The following is a 12032-nucleotide window of genomic DNA, read 5'->3' on the forward strand; positions in this document are numbered from 1 at the left end:
AGACTTCATGCCTCGGTTACACCGTTAAGGGGCTCGGGGTTAGGGGCTCGATCATGGCTGATCAAGCGACGCTTCTGGACTATCTCAAGAGGGTTACCGCCGACCTGTACGAGGCGCGAGAAAAGCTACGCCAGGCGGAGAACGTCGACCGTGAACCGATCGCCGTCATCGGAATGGGCTGCACTTTTCCGGGTGGCGTCCGATCACCGGAGGACCTGTGGACCCTGGTCGAATCAGGATCGGACACGGTGACGGGGTTTCCCGACGACCGAGGATGGCCGATCGGTGAGATCTACGACTCGACCGCGGAACAAGCAGGCAAAACGTACACCACGCAGGGCAGTTTTCTCGACGATCCAGCCGGGTTCGACCCGGAGATCTTCGGGATCTCGCCGCGTGAGGCACTCGCGATGGATCCGCAGCAGCGACTGCTTCTCGAGACGAGTTGGGAGACGTTCGAGCACGCAGGCATAGACCCCAGATCGGTGCATGGGTCGAAAATCGGCGTCTTCGCCGGTCTGTCCGGCATCGATTACGCCGCCCGAGCAGGCGGAGTTCCTCCTGAGGAGCTGGAGGGATACTTCATCACCGGAAACGCGATGAGCGTCGCCTCCGGCCGAGTCGCCTACAGCTTCGGGCTCAGCGGCCCTGCGATCACCGTCGACACCGCGTGCTCGTCGTCGCTGGTGTCTCTCCATCTGGCCGCGCAGGCCCTGCGGATGGGGGAATGCGAACTGGCGCTCGCGGGCGGAGCGACGGTCATGTCGACCCCGGCTGTGTTCGTCGAGTTCAGTCGCCAGCGGGGACTCGCACGTGATGGACGGTGCAAGGCGTTCTCCGCGGCAGCCGACGGCACCGCATGGGGCGAAGGCGCAGCGATGCTGGCGCTGGAGCGGTTGTCCGACGCACAGCGTGCGGGCAGGCGGATTCTCGCGGTCGTGCGCGGCAGCGCGGTCAATCAGGACGGCGCGAGCAACGGACTGACGGCACCGAACAAACATGCACAGCAGCGGGTGATCGCGCAGGCTCTCGCAGCCGCAGGCCTCGAACCGGACGAGGTGGACGCGGTCGAGGCCCACGGCACCGGCACCACGCTCGGCGACCCGATCGAGGCGTCGGCGCTGCTGGAGGCCTACGGTCGTGGCCGCAGCGAGGACAGCCCGCTGTGGCTGGGTTCGGTGAAGTCCAACCTGGGGCACACTCAGGCCGCCGCGGGGGCGGCAGGCGTGATCAAGATGATCATGGCGATGAAGCACGGCGTGCTGCCGAAAACCCTGCACGTCGACAAGCCGACTCCGCACGTCGATTGGTCGACAGGCGGCGTGCGGCTGCTGGAGCAGCAGATCGCGTGGCCGCAGAACGGGCGGCCGCGTCGAGCCGGGGTGTCGTCGTTCGGAATCAGCGGCACCAACGCTCACGTGGTAGTGGAGGAGCCACCTGTCAACGAGGCCGACGGTACAGAGGGGGACAGGGACAGGGGCCGGGAGGAGTTGGCCTGGTTCGTCTCCGCGCACTCCGACGCCGCACTCCGCGGCAACGCTGCGCGCTTGATCGAGCATCTGGGTGCGCATCCCGAGTATGCACCGCCGGACGTCGCCGCTTCCCTGATCCGTTCGCGGGCGGCGCTGGAGTACCGGGCAGCGGTGATCGGCAACGAGACTTCGGGTCTGCTCGCCGGGCTCGATGCAGTGGGCTCGGGTATGCCGGGCGCCGAGGTGATCAAGGGGAGAGCACTCGAAGCAGGGGACAGACCCGTGTTCGTCTTTCCCGGCCAAGGCGCTCAATGGGTCGGTATGGCAACGCAATTGATGGAACAGTCCGACGTGTTCGCCAAGAGGCTGCGCGAATGCGCAGATGCGTTGGCGCCGTACACGAACTACGACCTGATCGACGTACTGCACGAGACGGACCCGGCATCGCTGGCCCGTGCCGACGTCGTGCAGCCTGCGCTGTTCGCGGTGATGGTCGCACTTGCCGAACTGTGGCGCTCGAACGGGGTGGAACCTGCTGCGGTGGTGGGTCATTCGCAGGGCGAGATCGCCGCGGCGTGCGTGGCCGGGGCTCTGAGCCTGCCCGACGCGGCCATGGTCGTCGCCGAACGCAGCAAGGTCATCGCAGCGCTCGCCGACCGAACCGGCGGTATGGCATCGGTGACCATGGCCGCGGCCGACGTGCGATCCGATATTGAACGTCTGGGAGGGGCTGCCTCGGTGGCGGCGGTCAACGGACCGACCGCGACGGTGATCTCCGGGCCCGTCGACGTGCTCGACGAGCTGGTACTGAACTGGCAGAACGCGGGGATCACGGCGCGCCGGATCGCTGTGGAGTACGCATCGCACTGTGCGGACGTGTCGATCCTGCACCAACCGGTGGTCGCCGCGCTGGCGTCGGTCACGCCCCGCCGATCCCGAATCCCGTTCTACTCCTCGGTATCCGGAGGACTACTCGACGGCTCGGAACTCGACGCGGACTACTGGTATCGGAATCTACGACGGACCGTTCGGTTCGAGGCTGCCACCGAAGCGCTCGTGGCCGACGGATATCGGCTGTTCGTCGAAGCTGGTCCGCACCCGATACTCACCGGCGCGCTGCAGGAGACGATCGACGAGCTGGGCGTCGCCGGGCATGCGCTCGGAACTCTGCGACGGGACCGAGGAACGTTGCATCAGTTCACCTCCGCGCTCGCCGACGCATATGTTCATGGAATCGACGTCGATTGGAAGCACGTCGGGTGGGGCCGATACGATGACCGTCACCGCTGGGTCGAACTGCCCACCTACGCGTTTCAGCATCGTCGATTCTGGCTGGACCCCGCCGCGGCCCCGGGTGACCTCACGTCCACCGGGATGGATGCCGCCGGTCATCCGATGCTCGCGGCGTCGGTCGAGTTGGGTGACGGACGAGGAGCCGTCTTCACCGGAGTGCTCTCACCGATGCGGATTCCGTGGTTGAACGACCACGCGGTCGACGGCACCGTCATTCTGCCAGGGACAGCGTTCGTCGAACTCGCGCTCCACGCCGGGCATCGAATCGGTTCGAACCGGCTGGAAGACTTCGCCATTGCCGTTCCACTGAGAATCCCTGCCGAAGGTGAGACGGCCCTGCAGGTGAGCGTGCTCGACGACGCGGCCACCGGGCGCACGGCCGTCTCGATACATTCGCGTCCTGTCGATGGGTCCTCGGACACGCCCTGGACGGCACACGCGAGTGGAACCCTCACGGCTGCCGAGAGTGTGGACCCGACGATATCGGCGCAGTGGCCACCGGAGGGCTGCGAATCCATCGACGTCGGTGGACTCTACGACGTACTCGACGACGCCGGATACGAGTACGGGCCCACGTTCCGGGGTCTGCGGTCCGCGTGGCGACGCGACGGGGAGTTGTTCGGCGACGTCCGGCTGGAAGCGGACGATCCCGCCGCGGCCGTGGCAGGGTATGGGATCCATCCCGCGTTGCTGGACGCTGCACTGCACCTGATTTCGCTCGGTGCAGCTGATTCCGCGTCACGAGGAATCCAGTTGCCGTTCGCGTGGAGCGGAGTGCAACTGCACACCGAGGGTGCCACTGCTGTCCGGGTCCGTGTCACCGAGGAGCGACCAGGCCGTTACGCGGTGTCGACCTACGACGCCGCAGGCACACCGGTGCTGACCGTCGGCGCCCTCACCTTGCGGCCGCTGGATGCGGCCGATTCCGCCGCCCTCGTGGGCCGCAACCTCTTTCGGGTGGAGTGGATTCCGGTGGGTCTGTCGACGTCGGCGACACAGGAGTTCGTCTCCCTCGCCGACGCGCTCGCAGGCGCGGACATCGGCGATCGGGTAGTGCACGTGCATCTGCGGCCGGCGGAGGAATCGACGATGCCTGCACGCGCGCACGCCGCAGCGACTACTGCGCTCGGCGCGGTGCAATCCTGGATTCGCGACGACCGAATCTCCGACGCTCGGCTGGTCGTCACCACTCGATATGCAGTCGGCGTCCGCGACACCGAACCGATCGACGATCTCGCGGCAACACCGGCCTGGGGACTGATCAGCGCTGTGCAGCACGAACACCCCGACCGAATCACGCTGGTGGATCTGGATTTCGACCTCGACGACACCATCGACGCCCAGCCGTCGACAGATGCGCCGTCGACAGATGCGCCGTCGACCGAAGCGCCGTCGACAGATGCGACGTGGACGGATGTGCTGTCGGCCGCGGTGTCGTGCACCGAGCCTCAGCTCGCGGTCCGAGACGGTGTGCTGCTGGCACCGATGCTGGCCACCGTGCCCCCTGTGCCCCCTGTTGTCCAGAGCAGTGGTCCTGGTGGCGATGTACCTCCGTTCGGTGCTGAGGGGACGGTGCTGATCACGGGCGGGACCGGGACCATCGGCTCGTTGGTCGCCCGTCACCTCGTGGACAGGTACGGCGTGCGGCGGCTCGTGCTGACCGGCCGCCGCGACGTCGACCCGGATCGGGCAGCAGCACTGGCGACGGAATACGCCGCGACCGGAGCGCAGGTACGCCTCGCGGCCTGCGACGTCGCCGACCGCGAGGCACTCGCCGTTCTGCTGGAGACCATCCCGGACCTCGTCGCGGTGATTCACGCGGCAGGGGTGCTCGACGACTCCACCGCGAGCGCACTGACAGCGGATCAACTCGACACCGTGCTGCGTCCGAAAGTGGACGGCGCGTGGAATCTGCACGAGCTGACGGCGGAACGGTCGCTGACCGCATTTGTCCTGTTCTCCTCTGCAGCAGGAGTTCTCGGCGCTGCGGGGCAGTCCAATTATGCTGCCGCGAACGTGTTCCTCGACGCGCTCGCGCAGCACCGGCGCGTGCGCGACCTCCCCGCGACGTCGATCGCGTGGGGATTGTGGGACATCCCCAGCGGAATGACATCGCACCTGAGCGTCGCAGATCTGGACAGACTGCAGCGCAGCGGTATCGAGACCATCGACAAGGAGACCGGACTCGCACTGTTCGATGCGGCAGTCGCCGCCGACCGCGCGGTGGTCGTGCCCGTTCGGTTGTCCAGGCGTCCGGCCGAATCCGAGTCCGCCTCACTGCCGCCGATTCTGAGGCGTGTGCTGGGCGTGCGTCGTCGTCGGGCCGCCCCTGCAGGTTCGACGGGACTGGCCGACGAGCTGCGTGCCCTCGATTCCGACGCCCGCGAGAGCAGAGTGCTCGACATCGTCACGAGCCACATCGCTGCCGTCCTGGGACACGGCGCGGGAGCCGACATCGATCCGGAACGTGCGTTCAAGAATTTGGGCTTCGATTCACTCACCGCGGTCCAACTCCGGAACGATCTGGCATCCGCGACGGGCGTCGCGCTCGCGGCGACAGTGGTGTTCGACCATCCCACGGCGCAGGCACTCGCCCGCGAGTTGCAGACGCGGATACTGGGTACCGACAGGGTTGCCGAGTCCTCGGACACCGTGCGGGTGCGACGGGAGACGGACCCGATCGTCATCGTCGGAATGTCGTGCCGATATCCAGGGCACGTGTCCGATCCGGAGGATCTGTGGCGACTCACGCTCGATGGCAAGGACACCGTCGGCCCGTACCCGGGCAACCGCGGCTGGAATCTCGAGCAGGTGTACGACCCCGATCCGTCCAAGGCCGGTACCACCTACATGAAGCAGGGTGGATTCCTTTACGATGCCGACGAATTCGATGCTGCATTCTTCGGTATCGGCCCGCGCGAGGCCGTTGCGATGGATCCGCAGCACCGGCTGTTGCTCGAACGGGCATGGGAGGCATTGGAGAACGCGGGCATCGCGCCGGATGCGCCTGGTCTGACCGATACCGGTGTGTTCGTCGGAATGATGGGCGGCGACTACGGATTTCACCTGATGGGCCAGCGCAACGTCGACGCCGAAGGTTACCTGATGACCGGTACCAGCAACAGCGTCGCGTCGGGACGGATCTCGTATTCGCTGGGATTCACCGGGCCTGCCGTCACGGTCGACACGGCGTGTTCGTCCTCGCTGGTGGCGATGCATCTGGCGGCGCGAGCGCTGCGCGACGGCGAGTGCACGCTCGCCCTCGCGGGAGGCGCGACGGTGATGGCCACCCCGGGGGTGCTGGTGGAGTTCAGCCGCCAGCGCGGGCTCGCGTCGGACGGGCGGTGCAAGCCGTTCTCCGATCGCGCCGACGGGACAGGGCTGAGCGAGGGTTCGGCAATGGTGGTACTCGAGCGGTTGAGCGACGCCAGACGCCATGGGCACCATGTGCTTGCGGTGGTTCGTGGGTCGGCGGTGAACCAGGACGGCGCGTCCAACGGGTTGACTGCGCCGAACGGGCCGTCGCAGGAGCGAGTGATCCGTCGAGCCCTCGCCGACGCGTCACTGGAACCCGCCGACATCGACGCAGTGGAAGCGCACGGCACCGGCACGACGCTCGGCGACCCGATCGAAGCGCAGGCGCTGCTCGCCACCTACGGCCAGGGTCGTGATGGAAGTCCGCTGTGGCTCGGATCCATCAAATCCAACATCGGCCACACGCAAGCGGCAGCGGGCATCGCCGGTGTCATCAAGATGGTGATGGCGATGCGGCACGGAGTGTTGCCGCCGAGCCTGCACGGAGATGCGCCGACCCGCCACGTCGATTGGACCGCCGGAGACGTCCGGCTGCTCGGAGACGCGGTCGAGTGGCCCGATACCGGCAGGCCGCGGCGCGCAGGGGTGTCGTCGTTCGGCATCAGCGGCACGAACGCGCACATGATTCTGGAGCAACCACCGAGCGAAGCCGTCACGGTGGTACCGACGCGACATCCTCTGGTGTGGGTGGTCTCGGGCAAGACGGATGCCGCGCTGCGGGCTCAGGCCAAGCGACTGGCCGAGTTCCTCGACACCGACGACGCCCGCCTGCCCGAACCGGCCGACGTGGCGTACACGCTGGCGTCGGGCAGGCCCGCATTCGATCACCGGGCGGCAGTGATCGGGGAGAGCCTCGACGACTTGCGCGACGGACTCGGCCGAATCGCAGACGGCCGAACAGGTGAGAACATCGTCGTTGGAACCGTCGTGCGAGGCAGGACGGCGTTTCTGTTCACGGGTCAGGGAGCTCAGCGGGTCGGTATGGCCCGGGGGTTGTACGAGGCGTTCCCGGTGTTCGCCGCAGCGCTGGACGAGGTGAGCGCGGCCCTCGACGAGCATCTCGAAACCCCTGTGCGCGAGGTTCTCTGGGGAGAAACGGACGGACGAATCGACAGTACCGAATACACCCAACCCGCGTTGTTCGCCATCGAGGTCGCGCTCTGTGCGCTACTGCGCGAGTGGGGCATCACCCCGGACTACCTCGCCGGTCATTCGATCGGTGAGCTCACCGCAGCGTACATCGCAGGCGTGTTCAGCCTTCCCGACGCGGCCGCCCTCGTCGCTGCGCGTGGACGCCTCATGCAACAAACCGAGGCGGGTTCGATGATCGCCGTCCAGGCCGGCGAGGAACGTATCAGGGGGATGATCGACGACCGCGTCGACATCGCCGCGGTCAACGGAGCCGAATCGGTTGTACTGTCCGGCAGCGTATCCGAGATTCGAACGCTCGACGCGGAACTGAAGGCAGCAGGACTGCGCACGACGAACCTCCGCGTCGAGCGTGCGTTCCATTCCTCGCTGATGGAGCCCGTTCTCGGCCGTTTCACCGACGTCGTCTCCCGCTCGAATGCCGCGCCGCCGACCAGTCCGATCGTGTCCAATGTCAGCGGAAAACTTGGCACTGCAGACGATTTCACGGCACCCGACTACTGGTCGAGGCACGTGCGTATGCCGGTCAGATTCGCCGACGGTGTGCAGTCTCTGAGCGAGCTCGGCGTCAGCCGTGCTCTCGAGATCGGGCCAGGAGCAGTTCTGGCTGCACTCGCGGCCGAGACCCTTCCGGTCGTCACCCCCTGCCTGCCTTCTCGTGATGGCGCAGTTCCTGGCCGGGATGTTCACGACATCATGGGGGCGCTGGCCTCCGCACACGTGCACGGCACGTCGATCGAGTGGAATCACGTTTATCCCGGGCGTCGTCGAGTGGATCTGCCCACCTACGTATTTCAGCACAGATCGTTCTGGCCTGCGGCTCCGCGACCGCAAGCCGGTGAGCCCGCCGATCTGGGCCTGAGTTCGGCCGAACATCCGCTTCTCGGCGGCGTCCTCGAACTCGACGACTCTGCCATCCTGTTCACCGGGCAACTGTCACTGCTGCGGGACCCATGGCTGGCGGTGAGCTGCGACGACGAGGGCGATCCGGTCGACGAAAGCGTGCTGCTGCCTTCGGTGTTCGTCGAGCTGGCACTGCACGCTGCGCATTACATCGGGCTTCCCCGGATTCGGGAACTCACCCTGTACGACCCACTCGTCTTCCCGCCCGGCGGCGTCGCGGTAGTTCGAATGCTCGTCCACCCTCCCGGCGACGCCGGAGTGCGACGCATCGTTGTGTCGTCGAACACGGCGGGCGCGGACGGGGTCGGGGCATGGACGACGCACGCCTCCGCGGAAATAGCAGATGTAGTGGAACCTACTGTTCTGCAGGGTGATACGAGGATCGAGGACTTCTCCGTCTCGCTGGACGAGGGGATGGATTCGAGTGGGTACGGGATACATCCGATGCTTCTGCACAGGGCCCTCGACCCGATCGTGGGCTCCGGCGATCTTCCGCGAACCTTCACCGGAATCGAGGTGCACGTCGCCGGTTCGTCCGCGATGGGGATCCGCATGGACGACCTCCCCGACGGCAGACGACGGATACTCGCCACGGGTGCCGACGGTGATCCGGTCTTGACCGTGGACGCGGTGGACGTGGTGTCAGGCTCGGTGTCGGGCAGTGGGGTGTCGGGGAGCGGGGTGTCGGGTAGTAGTGGGGCTCTGCATCACACCGTGTGGATCCCGGTTGCCGTGAACGTGCCGGGACAGGAGCCGGAGCCCGGTCGCCGACTCGTCGAGGTCGAGGGCGCAGCACGTGCCACCGAGGGTGCGAAGGCAGTGCACGACACATGTGCGCGCGTGCTGGCCCTGCTGCAGGAATGGTTGGAGGAAGACACTTTTGCCGATGGCCCGCTCGTGATCGTGACACGGGGCGCGGTTGCCGTGAACGGCGGCTCCGCATCGGATCTCGCGTCAGCGGCGGCATGGGGACTGATCGGTTCCGCGCAGAACGAGAACCCGGGTCGCATCGTGTTGATCGACATCGACGAGGGCTCGGCACTCGACCCTGTGCTCGACGCGGCGGTAGCAAGCGGAGAACCGCAACTTGCGCTGAGAGGTGATGCATTGTTCGCGCCGCGGTTGCGCCGGCTGGCCGAAGGCGGTGACGGCGCGCCCGAGACGGCGATCCCGCCGTTCGAACACGGTGGGACCGTGCTCGTCACGGGCGGAACCGGAACGCTCGGCGGACATGTGGCGCGACACCTCGTCGCCCGGCACGGCGTGCGGCATCTACTGCTGGTGAGCAGGCGAGGCGCGGCAGCGGACGGATGCGACGAGCTGCGCCGCGACCTGACGAATGCAGGGGCGAGCGTCGACATCGGTGCATGCGACCTCGCCGACGAAGAGGCAACCGCCGAACTGCTGGCCCGCGTGCCGTCCGAGCATCCGCTGACCGGCGTCGTGCATGCCGCAGGGGTCATCGATGACGGCACCATCGCATCGCTCACCGAGGAGAGGCTGGAGACGGTACTGCGGCCCAAGGTGGACGCGGTGTGGAACCTTCATCGGTTGACGTCGGGGCTGGGGTCGGGGCTGAGGTCCTTCGTGATGTTCTCCTCGCTCGCTGGTGTCCTGGGTGCACCCGGTCAAGGCAACTACGCCGCAGCCAACATGTTTCTCGACGCCTTTGCCCGGCACCGCCGGGGCCTCGGGCTTCCTGCGTCGTCGATCGAATGGGGAATGTGGGCACCGCTCAGCGCCATGACATCGGGCCTCGGTGACATCGACACTGCTCGAACGCGTCGCACCGGAATGATTCCGTTGTCCGCGGCCGAGGGATCGGCGCTGCTCGACGCGGCGTTGGCGAGCAACGAGGCGGTAGTGGTTGCCTCCCGGTTCGAGCGCTCGGTCGCGGCCGTTCCCGCTCCTCTGCGGGGCTTGATGAGAGAGATACGCACCCGTGTTCCGGGACTCGTCGGTGTGCAGGGCGAACGCGGTTCGTCGAGTTGGGCCGAACGCCTTGCCGATCGGTCGATCTCGGAGCAACGACATCTGATGCTCGACCTGGTTCGAACCAGTGCTGCGACCGTGCTCGGATACGACGGGTCGGATTCGGTGGAACCGGATCAGGCATTCAAGGACCTCGGTTTCGATTCGCTCGCTGCGGTCGCCTTACGCAATCAGCTCGGGGCTGCGACCGGACTGCGTTTGCCGCCGACATTGGTGTTCGATCAACCGAATTCCCGTGAGGTTGCGGAGTTCCTGCGTGCCGCACTGATGCCTGATCCGATGTCGGTCGTGATGGCTGATCTGGAGCGGCTGCGCACAGCGGTGGCCGGGATCGGCGACGACGAGGAGTCGCGGGCCGCGATCGCGCAACGGATGTCCACTCTGCTGACCGAGCTCGGACGGCCACGGAACAGCTCGGCTGACACCGTCGACAAGATTCATGCGGCGACCAGTCAGGAAATCCTCGATCTCATCGATCGCGGTCTCTGACACCGCTCGACAGGCTTGCGTACTTCGCGAGTCTGCCTTGCAGATCGCACCACACGATCTTCGTGCGAAGCGTCGCTGCGGTAGTTCGGACTCCTGTTGACTGTCCGGACGTTCATCTTCGCGTCGAGTGATGTTCATCTCGAACGTCACTGTCGACGTTCGCCGAGATCGTCGAGTGAACACCAGGGAGGGCCGGGGTAGATGTCCATGGTCAACACAGCATTGAAGGAGTGGTTTGCTGAGCACATCATCGGCGCGCGTGAGGTCGATCTGTTGTCGGACGTGTCGAAACTTGCGTTCGGGTTCTCCAACGAAACCTTCGTAGTCGGAGTCGGATGGACCGATGACGCGGGTGCGCGGCACGAGAAGGAGTACGTACTGCGTCTTCCGCCGCCGGGGGAGAACGGATTGTTGGCGCCCTACGACATCGGAAAGCAATACCAGATCATGGGGGCGCTGAAGGATTCCCCGATCCCGGTTCCCGCCGTTCTCTGGTACGAGGAGGGGACGGAGATCTTCGGCCGACCGTTCTTCGTCATGGAGAAGCTCGACGGAACCGCGTTCGAGAAAGCAGTCCCCTCCGCCTTCGCGAACTTCGCACCCGACGACGCCCGCGACATGGCGCGTCGAGCAGTCACGATGATCGCCCATGTGGCACAGGTCGATTGGAAGTCGAGCGGAATCGACTGCCTCGGAGACACAGCAGACCCGACCGGCCCGGAGCTCGACCGATGGGTCACGTATTTCGAAGGGTCGAGGGTGGGGGAGATGCCGGCCTTCGGCTTGATCATCGACTGGCTGCGCGCGAACAAGCCGCAACCGAGCGGTCGAATCGGCCTGCTGCACGGGGATGCGAAGTGGGGCAATTTCATGTGGGCCGACGACGGTCAGGTCGTCTCGTTCAACGACTGGGAAATGGCGAGCCTCGGCGACCCGCTGATCGATCTGTCCTATTTTCTCTGCACCACCTTCATCGGTGGAAGCGAGAACCCGTTCCCGATGAAGACCGGGCTGTCGCGTCTGGAGGTGATCGCACTCTATTCGGAACTGACAGGCATCGACGTGAAAGACGACGACCTGCGCTGGTACGAAGTTCTCAACTATTTCAAACTCGCGTCGATCATCTACCGAATGCAGTACCTGTTCGCCATCGGCGCATCCGACGACCTCCGCTTCGCATTCAGCAAGATTGGACTGAATCTATGGCTGGGATCGGCACTTCGGTTGATCGGAGCCGATCCCGCAACCGACCCGGGGATTCCGCCCATCGACTCGGAGAAGCTCTCGGCCGCAGCGCAGAAGACCCTACGAGACAGCGTGATTCCCGCGCTCGACTCGCCGCAGATCGCAGAGCAGGCCGCGCTGGTGGCCGCGGCACTGGGACATCTCACAGTGTCGGTCTGAACAACTGCCGTACCT

The 12032-nt window shown here is 65.9% G+C and carries 2 protein-coding genes; both read left to right on the forward strand.

Translation table 11 applies throughout. The annotated features are described in order from the left end of the window. The first annotated feature begins 53 nt into the window (after positions 1-53). Positions 54-10613, forward strand: a complete 10560-nt coding sequence (locus RY1_RS07455; RefSeq protein WP_072802904.1) for a type I polyketide synthase — start codon at positions 54-56, stop codon at positions 10611-10613. A 201-nt stretch (positions 10614-10814) separates the two neighbouring features. After that, the gene (locus RY1_RS07460) at positions 10815-12017 is read left to right on the forward strand and encodes a phosphotransferase family protein (RefSeq protein ID WP_072802905.1); all 1203 of its coding nucleotides are present in this window, start codon (positions 10815-10817) and stop codon (positions 12015-12017) included. The last annotated feature ends 15 nt before the right edge of the window (positions 12018-12032 follow it).

Source organism: Rhodococcus yunnanensis NBRC 103083 (assembly GCF_001895005.1).
Classification (GTDB): domain Bacteria; phylum Actinomycetota; class Actinomycetes; order Mycobacteriales; family Mycobacteriaceae; genus Rhodococcoides; species Rhodococcoides yunnanense.

Coding starts and splice junctions, on each gene's coding strand:
- RY1_RS07455 (WP_072802904.1), top strand. CDS start 54: ATGGCTGATCAAGCGACGCTTCTGGACTATCTCAAGAGGGTTACCGCC.
- RY1_RS07460 (WP_072802905.1), top strand. CDS start 10,815: ATGTCCATGGTCAACACAGCATTGAAGGAGTGGTTTGCTGAGCACATC.